Raw genomic sequence first — 20,854 nt, 5'->3', positions numbered from 1 at the left:
CAGAGAAGCTCAAGCCTTTTGTGTTTGCTCCGTGCCTCTGTGACTCTGTGGTTGCATTTGAAATCTGAGAAATGAATGCTGCTGTGAAACCCGAACAACTCATCGCCGACGTCGACCACGCGCACCTGGATGCGCTGGAAGAGGAAGCCATCTTCATCCTGCGCGAGGTCGCGGCCAGCTTCGAGCGCCCCGCCCTGCTGTTTTCCGGGGGCAAGGATTCCTGCGTCGTGCTGCGCCTGGCCGAGAAGGCCTTCAAGATGAAGAACGCCGCGCATCCAAGCGGCTTCTCCGGCAGCCTGCCCTTCCCGCTGGTGCACATCGACACGGGCCATAACTTTCCCGAAGTCATCACCTTCCGTGACCAGCGCGTCGCCGACATGGGCGAGCGCCTGATCGTCGGCCACCTCGAAGACAGCATGGCCAAGGGCACCATCCGCCTGAGCCACCCGCTGGAAAGCCGCAACGGCCACCAGACCGTGACGCTGCTGGAGACCATCGAGGAGCACAAGTTCGACGCCCTCATCGGCGGCGCCCGCCGCGACGAGGAGAAGGCGCGCGCCAAGGAGCGCATCTTCAGCCACCGCGACAGCTTCGGCCAATGGCAGCCCAAGGAGCAGCGCCCCGAGCTGTGGACGCTGTTCAACACGCGCATCCGCCCGGGCGAGCACTTCCGCTGCTTCCCCATCAGCAACTGGACCGAGCTGGACGTGTGGCTCTACATCGCCCGCGAGAACATCCCGCTGCCGCAGATGTACTTCGCGCATGAGCGCCAGGTCATCCGCCGCAAGGGCCTGCTGGTGCCGCTGACCGACGTGACGCCGCCGCTGGCAGGCGAAACGGTGGAGACCGCCACCGTGCGCTTCCGCACCGTGGGCGACATGACCTGCACCTGCCCGGTCGAGAGCCCGGCGGCCAACGCGACCGAAGTGGTCGCCGAGACCTTGACCGTCACCGTCAGCGAACGCGGCGCCACGCGCATGGACGACCGCACCAGTGAAGCTTCCATGGAGAAGCGCAAGAAAGAGGGCTACTTCTGATGAAAGCGTTGCGATTCCTCACCGCCGGTTCCGTTGACGACGGCAAGAGCACGCTGATCGGCCGTCTGCTGTTCGACGGCCAGGCCATCCTGGCCGACCAGCTCGACACGCTGGAGCGCCGGGCCGCCGGCCGGCCCATCGACCTGTCGCTGCTGACCGACGGCCTGGAGGCCGAGCGAGAGCAAGGCATCACCATCGACGTGGCCTACCGCTACTTCGCCACCAAGACGCGCAAGTTCATCATTGCCGACGCCCCCGGCCATGAGCAGTACACGCGCAACATGGTCACAGCCGCAGCGGGCTCCGACGCCGCCGTCGTGCTGGTGGACATCACCAAGCTGGACCTGACGCAGGACGAGGTCGTGCTGCTGCCGCAGACCCGCCGCCATTCGCTGCTGGCCCAGCTGCTGCGCGTGCCCAGCATCGTGTTCGCCATCAACAAGATAGACGCGCTCGAAGACCCGGGTGCCGGCTTCGCCAAGGTCAAGGCTGCGCTGGACAAGTTCGCCGCGGCCGCGGGCCTGAACGTGGCCGCCACCGTGCCCGTGAGCGCCCTGCGCGGCGACAACGTCACCCAGCCGCTGGACGCGCCCTGGTGGAACGGCGAGAGTCTGCTGCAGGTGCTGGAGCGTCTGCCCACGCTGAGCGAGCGTGCCGACGCGCCGCTGAGCCTGCCCGTGCAGTACGTGCAGAAGAACGCCCATCAGAGCGAAGGCACCGGCTTCCAGCCGCGCGTGCTGTGGGGCCGCATTGCCCACGGCGCCGTGAAGGCCGGCGACACCATCGAGGTGCTGCCGTCCAGGCAGACCGCCGTCGTCGCCGAAGTGCGCCTGGCCGGCGAGACGGTGGACAGCGCCGCCGCCGGCGACTCGGCCGGCCTGGTGCTCGATCGCCAGCTGGACGTGAGCCGCGGCGACTGGATCGTCACCCCCGGCTCGGCCACGCAGACCAAGACCTTCCCGGCGACGCTCGCCTGGCTGGACACCGAAGCCGCCAAGCCCGGCCGCAAGTACTGGGTGCGCCACGGCAACCGCTGGGTGCAGGCGCGCATCTCGGCCATCGACTCCGTGCTGGACATCAACACGCTGCAGCCGCAGGATGCCCACGAACTGCCCGTCAACACCATCGGCCGCGTGCAGATGGAGGTGCAGCACGAGCTGCCCGTCGAGCCCTTCGCGGACAACCGCGTCGGCGGCGCGCTGATCGTCGTGGACCCCGCCAGCCACCGCACCAGCGGCGCGCTGCTGGTGGATCGCCAGGCTGCCACCACCGAAGAGGACTGGTAATGCCCGCTGGCCGTGTGATCTTCGTCAGCGCCGGCCCCGGCGCGGCGGACCTCATCACGGTTCGCGGCGCCCGCGCGCTGGCCCAGGCGCAGGTCGTGCTGGCCGACGCACTGGCCGACCCGGATCTGCGCGACCTGGCTCCCCAGGCTCAGTGGATCTCGGTCGGCAAGCGCGGCTTCGAGCACTCGGCCAAGCAGGCCGAGATCAACACGCTGCTGGTCGACGCGGCCCGCAAGCACGCGCTGGTCGTGCGTCTCAAGGGTGGTGACGCCAGCATCTTCGGCCGGCTGGAGGAAGAGCTGGCCGCGCTGGCCGAGGCCGGCATCGATTGCGAGATCGTGCCCGGCGTCACCGCGGCGCTGGCTTCCGCCGCCCAGACACACCGCCCGCTTACCCGCCGCGGCCGCGGCCGCAGCGTCACGCTGAGTACCGCGATGACCGAGGCCGGTGAGTTGCGGGCCTCGCGCAGTGCCGACACCGAAATCTTCTACATGGCGGGCCGCCAACTGGCCGCACTGACCCGCCACCTGCTGCTGGCCGGCTGGCCGGCCGACACGCCCACGCTGGCCGTCAGCCGCGCGGGCTGCGCCGATGCCCTCAGCAGCGAGCACCCGCTGGCAGATCTGCCTCGGGCCGACTTTCTGCACCACGGCCGGCCGACGCTGGTCACCGTTGGCGCAGGCGCGGCCGCCGCCACCCCGCAGGGCCTGGCACTGCCGGCCTCTAAAATCGCTGTTTCGCCCGAATTTCCGGCACCCCTTACCACTCAGAGCTGCCCATGACCCACGTCGTCACCGAAGCCTGCATCCGCTGCAAATACACCGACTGCGTCGATGTCTGCCCGGTGGACTGCTTCCGCGAAGGCCCCAACTTCCTGACCATCGACCCCGACGAGTGCATCGACTGCGCCGTGTGCATCCCCGAATGCCCGGTCAACGCGATCATGCCGGAGGAGGATGTGCCGGGTGATCAGATCCACATGATCAAGATCAACGCCGACCTGGCCAAGAATTGGCCCAGCATCACCAAGCGCAAGCCCGCGCTGCCCGACGCCGACGAGTGGAAGGACAAGACGGGCAAGCTGCCTGAGCTGATCCGCTGATCGCATCTCCCCCATGCAGGCAGTACCGACCCACACCGATGTGATCGAAACCGACGCCGTCATCGTCGGCGCCGGGCCGGTTGGCCTGTTCCAGATCTTCGAGCTGGGCCTGCTGGAGATCAGGGCCCACATCGTCGACAGCCTGGCCTACCCCGGTGGCCAGTGCATCGAGCTCTACCCCGACAAGCCCATCTACGACATCCCGGCCGTGCCCGTGTGCACCGGCAAGGAACTGACCGACAACCTGCTGCGGCAGATCGAACCCTTCGGCGCGACCTTCCACCTGGGCCAGGAGGTCACGGTGGTCGACAAGCAGGACGATGGCCGCTTCGCCGTCGAGACCAGCAAGGGCACGCGCTTCCTGACCAAGACCGTTTTCATCGCCGGCGGCGTGGGCAGCTTCCAGCCGCGCACGCTGAAGGTCGAGGGTGTCGAGCCGTTCGAGGGCACGCAGGTCCACTACCGCGTGAAGACGCCGGCCGACTTCGCCGGCAAGCACCTGCTCATCATCGGGGGCGGTGACTCCGCGCTGGACTGGGCGCTGAACTTCTGCGCGGCGAACGCCGACGGCAACCCGCACAAGGCCGAGAGCGTCATCCTGATGCACCGTCGCGACGACTTCCGCGCCGCGCCGGCCAGCGTCGCCAAGATGCGCGCGCTGTGCGACGCGCACGAGATGCAGCTCATCATCGGCCAGGCCGTGGGCATTGACGAACGCGACGGCCAGTTGACCGGCCTCAAGGTCGCCGGCAACGACGGCGTCACTCGCGTGGTGCCCTGCGACCAGGTGCTGACCTTCTTCGGCCTGAGCCCCAAGCTGGGCCCCATCGCCGACTGGGGTGTCGCGCTGGAGCGCAAGCAGGTGGTCGTCGACACCGAGAAGTTCGAGACCAGCGTGCCGGGCATCTTCGCCGTGGGCGACGTGAACACCTACCCGGGCAAGAAGAAGCTCATCCTGAGCGGCTTCCACGAGGCCGCGCTGGCCGCCTTCGGCGCCGCGCCCCACGTGTTCCCGGACCGACGCGTGCATCTGCAATACACGACCACCAGCCCCAAGCTGCACAAGGTGCTGGGAGTCGAGTCGCCGGTCTTCGACTGAACGCCGGCGGCGCTTCAGCTGCCCCGGCCCAGATGGCTGCGCACCTCGTCGGCATCGTCACCGACGGCCGCCACCGCGACGCGCAGCTCTTCCTCGGACACCCCCAGGGCCTGGCACCAGCCATGCACCTCGTGTTCTTCGGCAAGACCTACACGCGAACCCGGCATGGCGGCTTGATGGAGCGGGTGATCGGACATGAGCAACCTCCTTGGATGAACGTTGCTGCATTGCAGCAATCGGCATGCCCGGCCAGGTTTGCCCATGGAGCGCGATAGGCGCGACGCGACATATCTCCATCAGAGCGATCTCAAGAAGGCCAGCAAAGCCTCCCGGTCGGCCTTGCTCATCGCTTCGAAGCGCTGGCGCGACTTCTCCCCTTCCCCGCCGTGCCACATGATGGCCTCGGTCAGGTTGCGTGCACGGCCGTCATGCAGGTAGCCGACCCTGGCGCCGCTGCCCAGCACCTTCTCGGTATAGCCAATGCCCCAGAGCGGCGCCGTGCGCCACAGGTTGCCCTTGGCCTGGCCCTCCACGTAGTTGTCGGCCAGGCCCGCACCCATGTCATGCAACAGCAGGTCGGTGTAGGGCTTGATGGACTGGTTGCGCAGTTCGGCGAAGAGGTGGCCGGGGCCTGTCTTCAAGGACGCGGTGTGGCAGGCCGTGCACTTCGCCTGTTCAAACAGGCGGTTGCCCGCGCTGACTTGAACCGGGTCCACGCGGTGCTCTTCCAAAGGCGCTACGCCCTTGGGGAAGCCGCTGGGCAGGCTGCGCTGGGCCGGGACGGCCAGCAGCGCCAGGTAGCGCGTCACCTGCTGAAGATCAGCCTCGGAAATGCCCTTCTGGGGCGCCGCCGACGCACACGCAACCGGGCCGGCATTGCAGGCACGGCTGGGGTAGACCGGCGACGTGACCGCCATGTCCTGCAGCAAAGCCGCCGCGCTCTGGTGGCGCAGCGACGCCTTGGACGCCTTCCAGCCAAAACGCCCCAGACGCACGCCTCCGGTCTCCGGGTCGAAGACGTAGTTGGGCACGCCCTTCACGCCGTCTGCATCCGGTGTGGCACGGGCAAGGGCAAGGATGTCTGCCTCGGGAATCGCCTCCAGCAGGCCCGCGCCGATCATGGGTTGAGCCGCGCGCAGCGAGAACACCGCCGGCACCGGGCCGTCAAACGCGAGGATGGGCTTGCGCAACTCAACGATGGTTCCATCGGCCAGCTTCATCGACTGGGCCTCGAAGCTGGCGACCCGCACGCCGGTCCCCCAGTCCTGCGGCACACCGGTGGCGGATTGAGCATTCATCAGCACGGAGCTGCCGTAGGTCGGATGAGGCAGTTGCTGCCCTCCGGCATCAACGGCCGCCGCTCGCACCGACATGGTGTCCAGCCGCTGGTTGATCGCCATCGGTGCGGGGCTGCGGCCGTTGTTGACGTGGCAGCCGATGCAGGCCGACTGATTGAAACGCGGCCCTTGCAAACCAACGCCGGCCAGGTAGCGGTCATTGCCCGGCTCGTTGTGGTCGCCCGTCGTGAAGTTGGTGTGGATGAGGCGCCGCCCCTCAACAAAGCGCTGCATGTTCTGCATGCCGGTGTTGTTGTGCGGCTGCTGGAACATGAACAGGCCTTCATCGGAATAGTTGTACGAGACCGAACCATCCCCACCCGACAGCGTCGCCACCGGCAGCGGCGCGTTCATCAGCCGCGGCTGCACACCATAGGACGGGCGCAACCCCGTGCCCACCACATAGGTCCATTCCCCCGCGTAGTAGCGCAGACCGCCGTTGTCGCCGATGGCCTGCATGGCCTGGGGCGTCGAGAAGAACGACGGAGAGACCTCGATGACGTCACCGGCCACCAGGGGCCGCGCCGGCACGCTCTTCCCATTCGGCAAGCCATCGGCGCCCAGCGCCTGGTGGCCGGGATACTCCTTGACTGTCAGGCTGCAGCCGTTGTTCAGGACGCTGGCGCTGAGCAGCTTTCCGTTGGCCGGATAGGGCACCGGTGGGCAAATGGTGATGCTCTGGTTGGCCAGCTCGCCCGGGTTCATCCATCCGTAGCCCGTGACACCCGGGCGGTCAAACGCCCGGAACCACGCCACGCCGCCGGGCAACTGCTGCTGCGGGAAGTACTGGTTCACACGCAGCGTCGGCTTGGTCACGCCCGCCACGCGGCTGTTGTCGATGATTTCGAAACCCCAGGTCCGGTTCTTGAAGTACTGCGGCACGAAGTTGATGAAGGCGCCCGGCCCCTTGTCCACGGGTTTGCCGAAGGCATCCACCGTCTCGTTCGGCCCGTAGCCCACCTCGTTCCAGTCTTCGCCGCGCTCGCGCCCGTGACGCGCCAGGCCACGCACGCCGAAGCGCGTGACCAGCGTGCCGTCCGCCAGGGTGAACTGCAGTGATTCCAACGGCTCCGCCGTCGTGGGAAGCGGCACCAGGCCGCTGCCACTGGCCGGGAACCGGATCGCCGATGTGGCAACGGTGGGCAAGGTGTTGTCGCTGCCTGGCGTCTTGAACTCCACCTCGAACAGGGAGTAGCCATACTGCGTGGCCCGGGCCACCCCCTGCAGGCGGATGTAGCGGGCGTTCACGTTGAGGTTGAAGAACTCCTCCGTGCCGCCACGGCCATTGCCGACATGGCGGACCTCGCTCCAGGTCTTGCCGTCGTCCGAGGTTCGCAGCGCGTACGCCTTCCCATAGGCGTTCTCCCAGACGAGCTTCAAGTAGCCGACCTGTGTCTTGCTGCCGAAGTCGAACTGGATGAAGGCGCCATCCTCGAATGCGCTGGCCCAGCGCGTTCCCGCCTTGCCGTCGATGGCGAGCGCGGCGGCGTTCCCACCTTCAATGGCGGAAGACGTGGCCGCGACTGGCTTGACGATCACGCCGGGCTGAGCGCCATCACCTGGTCCGGGTGCCGGTGCAGGCGATGGCGCTGGCGCCGGTGCGGGAGCAGGTGCCGGTGCCGGTGCCGGAGTAGGCGCAACGCCTGAGAACGCCTGCATCTCGAAGATGGAGTAGCCATAGCCGGACGAGCGCTTGATGCCCTTCATGCGCAGGTAGCGCCCCTGCCCGCTGAGGCCGCCCCAGTCTTCGCTGCCCCCCTGGCTGTCGGCAACCGCCTTGATGGTCGACCAGTTGCTGCCGTCCAGCGACACCTGCAGCTCATACTGAGTGGCGTGCGCTCGCTCCCAGCTGATGCGAACGCGGTTGATGTTCACCGCCTTGCCGTAGTCCAGAACCAGGTACTCGTCGTCCGAGAAGCCGCTGCTCCAACGGGTGTTGTTGTCGTGGTCGATGGCCTTGTCGGCCGACAGATCGCCACGCTCGGAGTTGCTTGCGGTCGCAGCCAGTGGCGTCAGCGCCGCCTCACTGTCCCCAGCGGCTGCCGCCAGCGCCTTGGACATGCTGCCCACAGCCTCCGCGCTGTCGTGCGTGCTCGCCTGCCGGACTTCATCTGCCGCGCCACCGCCACCACATGCGGCAACGATGAGACTCAAGGCCATCGGCAGCCCGTGAGTTGAAAGATTGCGTAAGCGGCGTCTCTTCATGGGAGGTCCTCGGTCGGGTTCGGTGGGCGGCGCCTAAGATGAATCGTGGTCATCTCGGCGGGAAGGTCCGCGTGAAATGACCCGCATGCTGCCCAAGGCGGCAGCCACCGGTCCAGACCAATTCCAACGCCCTCGCACCCAGCCAATTCGAGCCGACCTTGCGCCGCGCCAACGAGCAAACCATCCTTCTGAGTCCTCGTCCGGAAGGCGCTTCCCTGCAGCGGTGGCTGCACGATGCCCTTTGTGAAGCCATTCGCTCGGGCCGGCTGCCGCCCGGGAGCCGGCTCCCCACGACCCGCGGATTGGCGCGCGACCATGGACTCTCTCGCTCAACGGTCACGGTAGTGTTTGAGCGACTTCTTGCCGAAGGTTACATATCCTCCCGGGTGGGCTCGGGCAGCTTTGTCGCGCATCGCGCAACGTCAAAGTCCGCGCTTCCGGCGGCTCAGGCACCGCTGTTGCGACCCGCTCTGTCGCGACGCGGGCAAGACCTTCTGAAGACAGGTGCGCAGCTCATTCAAGGAAGCCCGTTGCCGCGCACCTTCGACGCGGATCGCATCGACAGCAGCCTCTTCCCCGCGGCCGTCTGGTCCCGGCTGGAGGGAAAGCGGGTTCGCGCCCATGGTGCCCGCCCCCTGCAGTGCACTGCCCTCCAAGGCCTGGCAGCACTTCGCGGATTGATCGCACAGCACCTGCTGCTGACACGCGGCCTCGCCTGCGACCTGGAGCAGATCGTCATCGTGCAAGCCGCGCACCAGGCGATCGACCTGCTTGCACGACTGCTGCTGAACCCCAACGAAGAAGTCTGGATCGAGGACCCGGGTTCAACGTCGCTCAAGAGCTTGTTGGCGAGCACCGGGGCGCGCGTCGTGCCGGTGCCGGTGGACGAAGACGGGCTGCGGGTCGACGAGGGCGTGCTTGCCGCACCTCGGGCACGCATGGCCTGCACGACAACCGGCGTCCAGATGCCGCTTGGCCTGCCGCTGTCTGCCGCCCGCCGCGAATCGCTGCTGTCCTGGGCTCGCGCAGCGGGCGCCTACGTCCTCGACGAGGACCGCGAAGGCGACGTTTTCCTTGATGGCCATCCTCCAGCCTGCCTCAAGGCCATCGACACCCACGACCGCGTCATCCACGTCGGCCATCTCGACGCCAGCATGGGTCACGGCGTGCGGCTCGGCTACCTGGTGCTGCCGCGCAACCTGGTGGATCCGGTGTGTGCCGCGATGGCGATCACCCAGACCCGCCCGTCGCTGATGGATCAAGCGGTTCTGCACGACTTCATGGCCGATGGCCACTGGTCCCGGCACCTTCACGAACTGCGGGCCGTCTACCGGGGGCGCGCCGATGCGCTGCGTCACAACCTCGACAAGCACTTTGGCCGGTGGCTTCGAATCGCGCCTGCTCAGCGAGGACTCAACGTCACGGCCTGGCTGCCCACGGCCACCCGCGACGCTGACATCGCAAGGCGCGCCGCCGATGCCGGCGTGAGCGTCACCCCCCTGTCGGCGTACCGCATGCATCACCCGGTGAAGGGCGGCCTGCGCCTCGGATTCGCGGCGTTCTCGGAGCCCAACATCCATGCGGGCGTGCTGCAACTGGCGCGGGCGCTCGATGGCCGAGCAACTCCACAGGTTGCACGACGGAGCAAGCAAAGGCCGACCGAGTAAGCCAGCGCCCACCGCTAGAATCCCGTCCGCTTTGAGGCTCACGCCTCGAGTCTTCGCTAGGGGTGTTGCGTCTGCTTCCGAGCAGGCGCGACTGAGACAGTCCCTTTGAACCTGATTGAGGTAATCCTCGCGCAGGGAAGCAGCCGACCAGCCAGGCCCACCTCTCCCGTCTCCCAGGGCCGCCGCGTCCTCGTTTGCCGACCTGCCATCGCCTTGCATTCCGATGGCACGAATCTCTCTTTCCGCCCTGGGCGCCGCCGCCGCGCTGCTCGCCACCCAACTCGCCAGTGCCCAGACGCTGCCCCAGGTCAGCGTGACCGGCAAGGCGCTGGAGGCCGCGCCCGGCCTGACCGGCTTCAGCGATCCGCCGGCCAAGCTGCCCATGCAGGCCTTCAGCCTGTCCAGCGAACGCCTGGCCGACCTGGGTGTCAACCAGCTGTCGGGCCTGACGCGTCTGGACGCCTCGGTCTCCGACGCCTACAACGCCACCGGCTACTGGTCGCAGCTGAAGGTGCGCGGCTTCGATCTCGACAACCGCTTCAACCTGCGCCGCGACGGCCTGCCCATCAGTGGCGAGACCGCGCTGTCGCTGGTCAACAAGGCCAGCCTGGAAGTGCTGAAGGGCAGCGCCGGCATGTTGTCGGGCACCAGCGCGCCAGCGGGCCTGTTGAACCTGGTCGTCAAGCGCCCGCTGGCCGATGACGCCACCACCTTCGTGCTGGGCGCCGTCGAAAGCGGCACGGTGCAGGTGGGCGTGGACCACTCGCAACGCCTGGGCGCCAACCGCGAGTTCGGCCTGCGCGTGAACCTGGCCGCGACCCGCATCGACCCGCAGCTGCGCAACAGCGATGGCCGCGCGCACACGGCCGCGCTGGCGACCGACTGGCGCCTCAACCCCGACACGCTGGTCGAAGCCGAGGTCGAGCTGAGCCGCCAGAGCCAGCCCAGCCAGCAAGGCTTCAGCCTGCTGGGCAACCGCCTGCCAGACGCCAAGGCCATCGACCCCAACCTGAACCTGAACAACCAGCCCTGGAGCCAGCCCGTCGTGTTCGACAACACGCACGCGTCGCTGCGCGTGCAGCACAAGCTGGCTGGCGACTGGCGCCTGCAGGCCGCCCTGGGCATCCAGCGCCTGCGCACCGACGACCGCCTGGCCTATGCCTACGGCTGCACCGCCGCCGATGGCACCTACTACGCCGACCGCTTCTGCCCGGACGGCACCTACGACCTCTACGACTTCCGCAGCGAGAACGAACACCGCGACACGACGGCGCTGGACATCTCCGCCAGCGGCCCCGTGCAACTGGCCGGCCTGCGCCATGACGTCACCGTCGGTGGTTTGAGCAGCCAGTTCAAGAGCCGCTTCCAGCGGCAGGCCTACAACTGGGCCGGCACCGGCCACATCGACGGCAGCGTGTCCACCGCGCCGCAGCCCGACCTGACCGACGAGAACACCAACCGCGACGAGCGCAGCAACGAGCTGTACCTGCGCGACCGCGTCGCGCTGACGGCCGACACCAGCGCCTGGCTGGGCCTGCGCCACACGCGCCTGCAGCGCGAGAGCGTGCGCACCGACGGCTCGCGTGCGACCGACTACTCGCAGACCGTCACGACGCCGTGGCTGGCGCTCAGCCACGCCATCGCTTCCGACTGGCTGGTCTACGCCAGCTGGGGCCAGGGCGTGGAGAGCGAAGTCGCACCGAACCGCGCGCGCTACAAGAACCGGGGCCAGGCCTTGCCCGCGCTGAAGAGCCGCCAGCTCGAGGCCGGCTTGAAGACCGGCACGCAGCGTGTCGAAGGCTCGCTGACCGTGTTCGACATCCGCCGCCCGCTGTGGCGCGACATCGGCAGCTGCAGTGCCGACAACAGCTGCGAGCGCGTCGCCGATGGCTTCGCCCGCCACCGCGGCGTCGAGGCCGGCGCCGACCTGAAGTGGAGCGGCGGCGGCCTGTTCGCCAGCGCGATGCAACTGCGCGCGCGCCGCGAAGGCAGTGCGGACGCGGCCCTCAACGGCCTGACGCCACCCAACGTGCCGCGCACGACGATGAAGGCCCATCTGCGCCACGACATCGTGCCTGGTCTGCAAGCACAGCTGGGTTTGCAGCACGAGAGCCGCCGCTTCGCAACGCCCGACAACAGCATTGCCATCCCCGCCTGGACCGTGGCCGACGCGGGCCTGCGCTACACGCAGGCCGTGGGCCGTCAGACCTGGATCTGGCGCGCCGCGGTCGACAACCTGACCAACCGCCGCGCATGGCGCGAGTCGCCCTGGCAGTTCGAACACAGCTACCTCTACCCGCTGGCATCGCGGACTTTCCGCACGAGTTTGGAGATCTCTCTCTGAGAGCTTGAAAAAACTGCTATAGTCGCGGGCTCTGTTCCTCGATAGCTCAGTCGGTAGAGCGCCGGACTGTTAATCCGTAGGTCCCTGGTTCGAGCCCAGGTCGGGGAGCCACAGAACTCTCGTCGAAAGACGAACAAGACGCACGTCGCAACCGCTTGACGTGCCGACATACAAATCAATTCCTCGATAGCTCAGTCGGTAGAGCGCCGGACTGTTAATCCGTAGGTCCCTGGTTCGAGCCCAGGTCGGGGAGCCAAATCAAGCCTCATTCGCGAAAAGCGGATGAGGCTTTTTCTTTGGCCAGTTTTGGTTGCAGTGAATGGCAGCGATGTCTCCAGCATCCGCCATTGAGGATCCTCATCACCTGCCCCGCATCCACCGTCCGATTGACATACGTGATCGGCTGGAGATCGTCACGCGCTAAACGACCTGCATGCTCCCATATGAGGCCGCATCGCGGGTTCGTTCACTCCCCTCCACTAGCGGTGGCAAACACCAAGCCCAGGTCGCTCGCGATCCAGCCCGTCTTGGCATCAGTGAACTGAATCCCTACTAGATTCGCTGAAACAGAAATCCGCTGGCGCGTCCAGGTCGCACCACCGTCACGCGTAGCAAGGATGGTGCTGTTGTCCCCAACGATCCAACCATCGGTACTGTTCGCAAACCCAATGTCGTTGAGGCTTGTAGACAACGAGACGGGAATGCTCACTCTCGTCCAGGTCGCACCTCCGTCATTCGAACGAGCCAATTCGCCGAATTCCCCAACAATCCAGACTACTGAACCTTGAAACGCAAGTTGCGTCGGCCAACTGACAGAGGATGGGCTCTTCTGCCAAGACTTGCCCGCATCGATTGAATAGACAACTTCACTGCCGGAGTTGATACCGACCATTCGTCCGTCCACGCCATAGCGCAACGACCGAATGTCGATCGGGGCCCCAGCACTGACGAAGGTCTGCCCGCCATCGGACGTCAACAGGATCCCGTTTGCGTTTTGAGGTTTGATCCATCCGCGGCGTTCATCTGCGAAATAGAAGTCAGTCACAACCGGCGCTCGCAATGATTTCCATGTCGCTCCACTGTCACTACTGCTTTCAAGCACACCGGATGAACGCAAACGCCAGCCTACGCGCTCTCCCTGGAACTGAATCTTTGGCTGCACCATGTACGGACCAGCCGTGCCAGGAGAGCCGCGCGAAGCCCAGGTTCTCCCCCCATCGGCCGTATCCCACAGCGAATCGTCATTGAGCGTCAAGACGCCACGCTTGGCGTCAAAGAACCACGGCGCACCATTCTGCTGACGGACATCCCAATTTGCGCCCGTCGCCAATGCACGCCAGCTCACACCGCGATCGGTAGAAAGATACAAGTCCGGCCTGACCATCCAATAGTTGGGGAAACCTGCCTCGACGAGCAAGGTATGTGCATCAACGCGGGTCACGAGCGCCTCGACTCCACCTGGGTTTGAGCTTCCTGGCCGCGATCCGAGGCTCTTCCAGGTCAGCCCTGCATCGGCGCTGGACCAGCTCTGCCCCCTAAAGTCGAGCGCGATGAAATTGCTACCGTCGAAATCGACCACTTGTGTCACCGCCGGCGCGTCCGTTAGCTTCTTCCAGTTGCGTCCGGCATCGTCGCTTCGATGGAGCTGACCGAGCTTCAGGGCAAGGATGATGTTGTCGGAAGCGCTGACACGCAGAATGTTGTTGACTCCACTGGGATAAGCATGGGATTCGACTTCCTTCCAGGTGGCTCCACCATCCTCGCTGCGCCATGCGGCATATTTGTCGTTGAGGTATACGCCTGTTCCCACCAACCACACGTAGTTGGCGTGGAAATACAAGCGCTGATCATCAACGACCGTCAACCATGTCTCGTACCGAGGGCGGGTGCGTGGCGGGTCGATGGCTGGCAGGTCAAACACCCGCGTGAACGATTTACCCATGTCGACGGAGCGACTCAAACCTTGGGCGTCGCTTATCCAGACAACCCCGTCAGGAGAGAAATCCAGCTTCGAGTCCGGAAGCATGGAGACGGTCGCTTCGTTCCAGGTGACACCGCCGTCCTTTGTTCCAAAGAGCCGACCTTCATAACTGCCGCCACTTTGGACGAACAGGACGCGTTCGTTGACGAAGTGCACTTTCCGAACTGCCAGTTCCGGCAGGCTGCTCTTCGTCCACGTCGTTCCGCCGTCCGTCGTGTGCAATCCTCCGTCAGCTCCTAAAGCCCATCCATCCAGCGCAGTCCTGAATGCAAGAACCGAATACCGGCCGAGACTGGGTCGCTGAAGCGACCAAGTCTCGCCACCATCGACCGTCTTGCGGATCCGCCCGAGATCGTCGAGCGCCCACCCTGTCGCCGCGTTGGCCATGGCAACGTCGACAGTCCTGAGGCCTGGCAAGCTCCGCTGCAGACACCAGCCGCCGTTGCCTTCGGCCGAGCATGGCAGTCCCTGCACATTGGCCAACGCCGCGACTGTCACTCGGCTCTGCACCTCACGGCTTTGGCCAGCCGAATTGGAAACCTTGAGACGGACCTCATAGCTGCCAGCCTGCATGAAGCGATGCTTGGGACTGGCAGCGTCGCTGACGGCGCCGTCACCAAACATCCAGCGAAAGCTGAGTCCGGCCAGCGTGGCCGCCGAGTTGCCGAAGTTCACGTCGACCCCGGTCTCCCCACGCTCAGGAGCCGAAATGCTCAGGTCCTGCGGAATGATCGTGGCGACAGGCGGAGGAGCAGTTGCACCATCACCGCCTCCACCTCCGCAGGCGGCCGCTATCACGACCACGCATGCCATCAGCCATCGCCGGCACCAGAGCCAAATGTCCACAGCCGTTCACCTTCCTGAGATTCATATCCTGGTTGGAGCAGTCTAGCCGCACGACAAGTTAGTTAGCTTCTCTGGGTTGAGGTGCCGCAGTACGGCGGGTGCTGTCGCCTCAGCGCTGAATCCGACGCCGCAGCACCAGCCCCACCACACCCACGCTCATCATCAGCAGCGCGCTGGGCTCCGGCACCGGGCTCAGCACGTCGCCGTTGCGCAGCGCCAGCGCCTGGCCTTGCACGCCCCTCTCGCTGAGCATCTGGTTGCCCAGGCCCAGGTGGTAGGACCACGCGTAGTTCGCGCTGCCGACCACCGGGCTGGCGCTCCAATTGATGAGGTCAGTGCGCAGGCCATCGAAGCCGCCCGTGTTGGCCAGGCCCCAGGTCGTGCCCTGCCCGGCAAAGCCGCGGAAGGTTCCGGTCGTCGAGTAGGCCGATTGGTTGCCCAGCGTGGCGTGGAACAGGTAGGCCAGTTCGCTGTACTGGCCGCCCGCTTCCAGCGGCACGTTGTAGCCACAGTCGCCACCGGTGTAGGTCACACGGGCGCAGCCCGGCAGGCCGGTGTCCACCACTTTGGGCAGGCGCCAATCGCTGTAGCCGCCGACGGTGAGACCGTCCGCCCAGGCCTGGGCCTGGCTCCAAGTCTGCGCCGGGCCGGCCTGGCGCAGCCAGGTCACGTCCAGCAGGCTGTCATAGAAGAAGACGGCGGCGGCACTGTCCAGCGCCACGGCGTGGCCTTGCAGGTCGCGGGCGTGCAGTTGCGTCTGCCAGTTGCCCTGTCCGGCGATGGGCACGGCGTGGGCAGCGGCGGAGGCGCACAGGCCGAGGGCGATGAGGAGGCTTTGGAGTCGATTCATGGTTTGAGCCTTGAGCAGGTGACGGAAATGGGCGCCGCGTTTCAGGCGGCACGAACGGGTTGGAGCGCGGCACGCAGCCGCGGGATCTGGCCTTTCAGCCAGGCGCGAAAGTCCAGCAGGCCCGGATGCAGGGCCCGGCTGGCTTCGACGGGGCGGGCCGCGCAGTACGCCGCGTTGGCGCGCTGCTTGAAGGCGAACATCGCTGCCAGTTCGGCGGCACCGGCGAAGGGTTGGCGGGCGTAATCGTTCAACGGCACGTCGCGCCAGCGCACCGGCTCGCCGAGTGCCTCGGCCAACGCAACGGCCATCTGCTCGCCACCCAGGTGTTCGCCGGCCACGCCCACGCGGCGCTGCGCCGGCTTCAGCGCCAGCAGCGCGGCCGCGCAGACGCCGATGTCAGCGGCGGCAATGCCCGGCAGCCGCGCGTTGCCCAGCGGCAGCGCCAGCTCCAGCACGCCGTCTGCGGCGCGGTGCGGGCCCATGCCCCCGTCGATGAGGTTGTCCCAGTAGAACGAGGTCAGCAGCAGGCTCACCGGCAGCTCGTGCTCCAGAAAGAAGGCATTGGCCTGCGCCTTGGCATCCATGTGCGGCACGCTGAATCCGGCGGCTCGCGTGTCCTCCAGCGTGGACCAAACCAGCCGCACGACCCCGGCCGCTGCGGCCGCATCGGCCAAGTGGCGGGCCTGACGCAGTTCACGCGCGGCGTCGCCGTGCTCCCAGAAATTCGTCACGCAGAAGGCGCCTGCCGCGCCGCGCAGCGCCGGGGCCAGGCTGGCGGGATCGTCGAGATCGGCGTGGAACAGTTCAGCGCCATTGGCCAGCAACGCTTGGGCCGCGGCCGACTCGGGCCGGCGGGTGACGGCACGCACGCGCCAGCCTCGCTGGGCCAGCAACGCGCGGGCCACGCCGCCCCCCTGGCGGCCGGTGGCGCCGAAGACCGTGATGAGCGGAAGTGCGGTGTTCATCGGTGCTCCTGCAGCGACCAGGGCGTTCATTGCGGCGTCAGCGACCAGCGCAGCCGCGCGGTGCCGGACACGCCGGGGAACTCCTTGTGGCTGTCGGGGTCGACCCACTCAGGCGCGCTGCGATCGCGCAGCAGCGCCGGCAGCTGCCGCTCCTGGCCCAGCTGGCGCCGGCCGGCCAGCGCGTAGTCCTTGATGAGGAAGCTCACACCGCTGACGCGCGCGTCCATCACGCCGGTGCCGTCCTTGGTCGTGCGCACATGCCGGGCCGCGACGGGCACGTAGCCGCTGAACATCAGCTTGCAGGTCTGCAGGTCCACGAACACCCGCATCGTCTGCAGCGACGGCTCGACCAATGGCGCCCCCTGCCCCGTGACCTCGATGCGGTCCAGCACGATGGCGCTGCTGTAGGACTGCTCGGCACTGACGCGGCCGGCATCGGCATTGCCCGAGAACCACACGGCGCCTATGGGCGTCTGCGGGTCGCGCTGCAGCACGCCCGTCACGCGGGCCTGGTGCGCATAGCTCGCGCTGCCGGCGCTGTCGCTGCCGGACCAGTGGTAGTCCTGCTCCAACTCCAGGGCCAGCGAGTTGACCGTGCGAATCCATTCGCAGCCGGCCTGCGGATCCACGACCGTCACATGCGACGCCAGCAGCACCGGGCCGGTCACGTCATCGAAGGGGTCGTCATAACGTACCGACACGGCCACCGGGTTCTGCGCCGGCAGCGCGGCCGGTGCGCGGTAGCTGCGCTTGGACACGCTGGGCATGTCCATCCCACTCAGCGTGCCGACGCTGGCGTTGCCGGCCGGCACGCCATTCACGGCCCAGGCGCTGGTGGACAGCGGGATGATGCCGTCCGTGTCGCAGCTGAACAGCACCTCCTCGCCGGGATGCTGGGCATCGGTGTCGCGACCGCAGATCAGCACGCTGAGATCCAGCGTCTGCTCCAGGCCCACGTCGGCCTTGCCGGGGCGCAGCTGCACGCCGGCCACCAGCGACCAGTCGCTGAAATGCGTGGTGGTCGTGCGCACCACGCCGTCGCTGTCGCTGCCGGCCTTGGCGCTGCGCCAGATGCCATCCGCGCCCTGCGTGGCGATGCGCAGATGCCGCGCGCCGTCGCGCTCGGTGGCGGTGGGCAGCCATTCCAGCGTGATGGGTCGCTTGGCCTGTTGCCCCTCGGGGCGGATGCGCCAGGCCTTGCCCCGCGCGCCGGGCGCGGTGTTCTCGATGGGCTGCAGCGTCACCGTCTGCTCGCTGTTGAACGCGCCGGCCGGCACGATGACGCTGAGGCTGTAGTCGGGCGCCACCAGGCGGCCACCGTCGGCGCCGATGCGCGCGCTGGCGACCACGTCGCCCAGCACGGCGCCGACGGGCATCACGGCGGCTTGTCGAACGGGCGGCGGTGCGGGGGCCGGGACAGGAGCAGGCGCGGGCGCCGGCGTGGAAACCGGGCCGGGCAACGGCGCCGGGGACGTGGTGGCGTCACTGCCGCCACCGCCGCAGGCTTGCAGCAGCGCGGCCACGGTGACGAACAACAAGGGATGGGACTTCAAGCGCTTCTCCAGGCAAGGGGCAAGGCTCCGCCCGCGCCGGCGCTTTCGGGCCGTGTCGGTCGTTGTCTTGGTGGTGTCGCCGGAGGCTTCCGGCATGGGCTCCACTGTGGCCGCCTCGTGGAAAACCCGCTGCTAGTTGTTGGCTAAGCGCTCGTTAAGTCTTTGCTAACCGCACGGCGAGCGAATGCGCAGGGGTCGCGCTCTTATCATTCCCGCCTCCCCGCAACGCCGCCCGCCCGTGCCCCACCTCCCGCCCGAATGGGCCGCCCATCTCGAGAGCGGCGTCTCCCACCGCCTGGGCGGTGTGCATGCCGATGGCCAGCCCGAGATCTGCCGTGGGCTGGCGGCGCAGGCGCTGCCGGACGGCCGCATCGAGGTACTGCTGGCCGCGAGCAGCAGCGACCGACTGCTGGACGCCGTGCGCGAAAGCGGCCGCATCGCCTACGTGGCCGCGCGGCCCACCACAAACCGTTCGCTGCATGTCAAGGGCGTGGATGCCGAACTCATCACCGTGCGCGCCGACCACGAACCGCTGTTCCTGCGCTGCCGCGACAACTTCATCGCCGAGATCGAGCCCTTCGGCTTCAGCCGCGACTTCGCGATGTCCATCTGGTACGGCGTCGAGCTGTCTGCACTGGCCGGCCTGCGCTTCACGCCCTGTGGCGCCTGGGACCAGACGCCCGGACCTGGCGCCGGCGTGCCGCTGGAGCTGGTGCCCTGATGGCCCGCCTGCCCGAGATCTGGATCGCGCACCTGGGCAAAGGCGTGTCGCTGCGTGTGGGCTCCAGCACGCCAGAGGGGCAGCCGGAGCTGCATTTCGGCCATGCGGCCTGGGCGCTGCCCGATGGCCGGCTGGAGGTGCTGGTGCGCACGCTGCAAGGCGCCGACCTGCTGGCGGCGATCCGCGCGACCCGTCGCATCGCGGTCTCGGCGGGACTGCCCAGCACCTGCCAGGTGCTGCACGTGAAAGGCGTCGACGCCGAGGTGCTGCCCGCGACGCCCGAACAGGCCGAACCGTTTGCGCAAGGCTTCGAGGCCTGGCTGCGGCAGATCGAGGCCTTCGGCGCGGATCGGCGCCAGGTCATGGCCGTGCTGGGCGACCTGACCATCGCCCAGCTCAGCTGCGTGCGCTTCACGCCGCTGGCCGCCTGGGACCAGACCCCCGGCCCCGGTGCCGGCCAAACCATCGACCTGATCACATGAACGCCACCGCCCCCGACCGCCGCGCCCTCAAGCTGCGCGATGTGCGCCGCCTGCTGGAAGGCGTGATCCCGCCGGCCATGTGTTCCGTGGCAGCCGACGGCATGCCCCACGTGAACTACCTGTCGCACGCCGAGTACATCGACGACGACCACGTGGCGCTGACCTACCAGTTCCTCAACCGCGCCCGCGCCAACGTGCTGGCCACGGGCCGCGTGGCGCTGTGCGTGGAAGACCCCATCACCGGCGTCTCCGTGCTGCTGCAGCTGCGCTACCTGCGCACCGACACCGAGGGCCCCGTGTTCGAGCGCCTGCGCGCCAAGCTCGCCGGCATCGCGGCGCAGACGGGCATGGAAAAGGTCTTTCACCTGCGCGGGGCCGACGTGTACCGCGTCGAATCGCTGCGCAAGCTGGATCCCGTGCACCCGCTGCCCGCGCTGGCGCCGCGCTGCGATCTCGCCACCGGCGTGCGCCGCCTGAGCGAGCAGCTCGGCGAGGCACCCGACCTGAGCAGCCTGCTGCGCGCCTTCACGGAAGGCCTGCAGCGCGACCTGCGCATCAACCACGCCATCGTCTGGCTGCTGGACGAGCAGCGCCAAGGGCTCTTTACGCTCGCCAGCATCGGATACGAGCAGGCCGGCAGCGGCGCCGAACTGCCGCTGGCCGAGGCCGGCCTGGCCGGCGTGGCGCTGCGCGAGAACGTGCCCATACGCATTGGCCACATGAGCCAGATGTACAGCTACGGCATGTCCTGGCGCGCCAAGGCGGAGCAGTTGGGCCTGCAGGCCGCGATGGCCGACACCATCCCGTTGCCAGGCTTGGCCTCGCCGCGCAGCCAGCTGGCCGTGCCGCTGCGCGCCCGTGGCCGCACGGTGGGCGCGCTGTTGGTGGAAAGCGAGCATGACCAGTTCTTCAGCTACGACGACGAAGACGCGCTGACCGCCGTGGGCGCGCAGCTCGCGCAAGGCCTGGCCGCGCTGCGTACCGCCGAACTGGCCGACGAGCCGCCCGCCGCGCCGGCGCCCGCCGCCCACACGCCGGCCGACAGCGCGCCGCTGCGGCTGCGCCACTACCCGCGCGACCACAGCGTCTTCATCAACGACCAGTACCTCATCAAGGGCGTGGCCGGCGCCATCCTGGCCAAGCTGGTGCGCGACCAGATCGCCAGCGGCCGCGACAGCTTCAGCACCCGCGAGCTGCGCCTGGCCGGCGGCGACCTGGGGCTGCCCGAGGTGCAGGACAACCTGGGCGTGCGCCTGCTGCTGCTGGAGCGCCGGCTGGCCGAACGCGACTTTGGCGTGCGCATCGAGCGCACCGGCCGCGGCCTGTACCGCCTCATTGCCAGCGGGCCGCTGGAAATCATGGCCGGCGAGTAGGGCACA

Annotated in this window: 16 protein-coding genes, 2 tRNA genes, 1 pseudogene and 1 riboswitch; of the genes and pseudogenes, 13 read left to right on the top strand and 6 right to left on the bottom strand. The window is 67.6% G+C overall.

What is annotated here, in order from left to right; genetic code table 11:
• Positions 1 to 71: 71 nt before the first annotated feature.
• Genes cysD through J2X21_RS25425 form a run of 5 tightly spaced genes read left to right on the top strand, consistent with a single transcriptional unit; the run spans position 72 to position 4,524 of the window.
• The gene (cysD, locus tag J2X21_RS25445) at positions 72 to 1,037 is read left to right on the top strand and encodes a sulfate adenylyltransferase subunit CysD (RefSeq protein ID WP_310332942.1); all 966 of its coding nucleotides are present in this window, start codon (positions 72 to 74) and stop codon (positions 1,035 to 1,037) included.
• Positions 1,037 to 2,323, top strand: a complete 1,287-nt coding sequence (locus J2X21_RS25440) for a sulfate adenylyltransferase subunit 1 (RefSeq protein WP_310332941.1) — start codon at positions 1,037 to 1,039, stop codon at positions 2,321 to 2,323. The genes cysD and J2X21_RS25440 overlap by 1 nt, the downstream gene beginning before the upstream one ends.
• Positions 2,323 to 3,105, top strand: a complete 783-nt coding sequence (gene cobA, locus J2X21_RS25435; RefSeq protein WP_310332940.1) for a uroporphyrinogen-III C-methyltransferase — start codon at positions 2,323 to 2,325, stop codon at positions 3,103 to 3,105. The genes J2X21_RS25440 and cobA overlap by 1 nt, the downstream gene beginning before the upstream one ends.
• Positions 3,102 to 3,425, top strand: a complete 324-nt coding sequence (gene fdxA, locus J2X21_RS25430; protein ID WP_310332939.1) for a ferredoxin FdxA — start codon at positions 3,102 to 3,104, stop codon at positions 3,423 to 3,425. The genes cobA and fdxA overlap by 4 nt, the downstream gene beginning before the upstream one ends.
• Positions 3,426 to 3,438: 13 nt before the next feature.
• Positions 3,439 to 4,524: an NAD(P)/FAD-dependent oxidoreductase gene (locus tag J2X21_RS25425; RefSeq protein ID WP_310332938.1), complete on the top strand. Its 1,086-nt coding sequence runs from the start codon at positions 3,439 to 3,441 to the stop codon at positions 4,522 to 4,524.
• 14 nt (positions 4,525 to 4,538) lie between these two features.
• Here J2X21_RS25425 and J2X21_RS25420 read toward each other — a convergent pair whose 3' ends face one another.
• Positions 4,539 to 4,721 (bottom strand): DUF3606 domain-containing protein, encoded by a 183-nt coding sequence (locus J2X21_RS25420; RefSeq protein ID WP_310332937.1) that lies wholly within the window; start codon positions 4,719 to 4,721, stop codon positions 4,539 to 4,541.
• Positions 4,722 to 4,820: 99 nt separating this feature from the next.
• Entirely contained in the window at positions 4,821 to 8,066 is a 3,246-nt protein-coding gene (locus J2X21_RS25415) for a di-heme oxidoredictase family protein (RefSeq protein ID WP_310332936.1), read from the bottom strand.
• A 158-nt stretch (positions 8,067 to 8,224) separates the two neighbouring features.
• Between J2X21_RS25415 and J2X21_RS27175 the strand changes: the two are divergent.
• The 5 genes and pseudogenes from J2X21_RS27175 to J2X21_RS25395 all read left to right on the top strand — a co-directional run.
• Positions 8,225 to 8,461 (top strand): annotated as a pseudogene (locus tag J2X21_RS27175) (GntR family transcriptional regulator); the annotation flags it as partial.
• Between the two features lie 135 nt (positions 8,462 to 8,596).
• On the top strand, positions 8,597 to 9,733 hold the full coding sequence (locus tag J2X21_RS25410) for an aminotransferase-like domain-containing protein (RefSeq protein ID WP_310332935.1): 1,137 nt from the start codon (positions 8,597 to 8,599) through the stop codon (positions 9,731 to 9,733).
• Between the two features lie 48 nt (positions 9,734 to 9,781).
• A riboswitch (TPP riboswitch) is annotated at positions 9,782 to 9,888 on the top strand.
• Positions 9,889 to 9,956: 68 nt separating this feature from the next.
• The gene (locus J2X21_RS25405) at positions 9,957 to 12,077 is read left to right on the top strand and encodes a TonB-dependent siderophore receptor (protein ID WP_310332934.1); all 2,121 of its coding nucleotides are present in this window, start codon (positions 9,957 to 9,959) and stop codon (positions 12,075 to 12,077) included.
• 35 nt (positions 12,078 to 12,112) lie between these two features.
• Positions 12,113 to 12,188, top strand: a tRNA-Asn gene (locus J2X21_RS25400).
• Positions 12,189 to 12,257: 69 nt separating this feature from the next.
• Positions 12,258 to 12,333 (top strand) — tRNA-Asn (locus J2X21_RS25395).
• Between the two features lie 210 nt (positions 12,334 to 12,543).
• On the opposite strand, the gene J2X21_RS25390 is transcribed toward J2X21_RS25395, so the two are convergent.
• From J2X21_RS25390 to J2X21_RS25375, 4 genes are all read right to left on the bottom strand, one after another.
• Positions 12,544 to 14,904 (bottom strand): YCF48-related protein, encoded by a 2,361-nt coding sequence (locus J2X21_RS25390; protein ID WP_310332933.1) that lies wholly within the window; start codon positions 14,902 to 14,904, stop codon positions 12,544 to 12,546.
• Positions 14,905 to 15,013: 109 nt separating this feature from the next.
• On the bottom strand, positions 15,014 to 15,754 hold the full coding sequence (locus J2X21_RS25385) for a PEP-CTERM sorting domain-containing protein (protein ID WP_310332932.1): 741 nt from the start codon (positions 15,752 to 15,754) through the stop codon (positions 15,014 to 15,016).
• 41 nt (positions 15,755 to 15,795) lie between these two features.
• The gene (locus J2X21_RS25380) at positions 15,796 to 16,719 is read right to left on the bottom strand and encodes an NmrA/HSCARG family protein (RefSeq protein ID WP_310332931.1); all 924 of its coding nucleotides are present in this window, start codon (positions 16,717 to 16,719) and stop codon (positions 15,796 to 15,798) included.
• A 26-nt stretch (positions 16,720 to 16,745) separates the two neighbouring features.
• On the bottom strand, positions 16,746 to 18,272 hold the full coding sequence (locus tag J2X21_RS25375; RefSeq protein ID WP_310332930.1) for a hypothetical protein: 1,527 nt from the start codon (positions 18,270 to 18,272) through the stop codon (positions 16,746 to 16,748).
• Positions 18,273 to 18,510: 238 nt separating this feature from the next.
• On the opposite strand from J2X21_RS25375, the gene J2X21_RS25370 reads away from it, so the two are divergent.
• Genes J2X21_RS25370 through J2X21_RS25360 form a run of 3 tightly spaced genes read left to right on the top strand, consistent with a single transcriptional unit; the run spans position 18,511 to position 20,848 of the window.
• Positions 18,511 to 18,993: a hypothetical protein gene (locus tag J2X21_RS25370; protein WP_310332929.1), complete on the top strand. Its 483-nt coding sequence runs from the start codon at positions 18,511 to 18,513 to the stop codon at positions 18,991 to 18,993.
• Positions 18,993 to 19,475, top strand: coding sequence for a hypothetical protein (locus J2X21_RS25365; RefSeq protein WP_310332928.1), 483 nt, complete (start codon positions 18,993 to 18,995; stop codon positions 19,473 to 19,475). The genes J2X21_RS25370 and J2X21_RS25365 overlap by 1 nt, the downstream gene beginning before the upstream one ends.
• Positions 19,472 to 20,848 carry a GAF domain-containing protein gene (locus J2X21_RS25360; protein WP_310332927.1) on the top strand — a complete coding sequence of 459 codons (1,377 nt, stop codon included), beginning with the start codon at positions 19,472 to 19,474 and terminating at the stop codon, positions 20,846 to 20,848. Before J2X21_RS25365 ends, J2X21_RS25360 begins: the two co-directional genes overlap by 4 nt.
• The last annotated feature ends 6 nt before the right edge of the window (positions 20,849 to 20,854 follow it).

The sequence above is a fragment of the Roseateles asaccharophilus genome (assembly GCF_031458115.1).
GTDB classification, from domain to species: domain Bacteria; phylum Pseudomonadota; class Gammaproteobacteria; order Burkholderiales; family Burkholderiaceae_C; genus Pelomonas; species Pelomonas asaccharophilus_A.
This window is presented reverse-complemented; position numbering and strand designations above follow the sequence as displayed.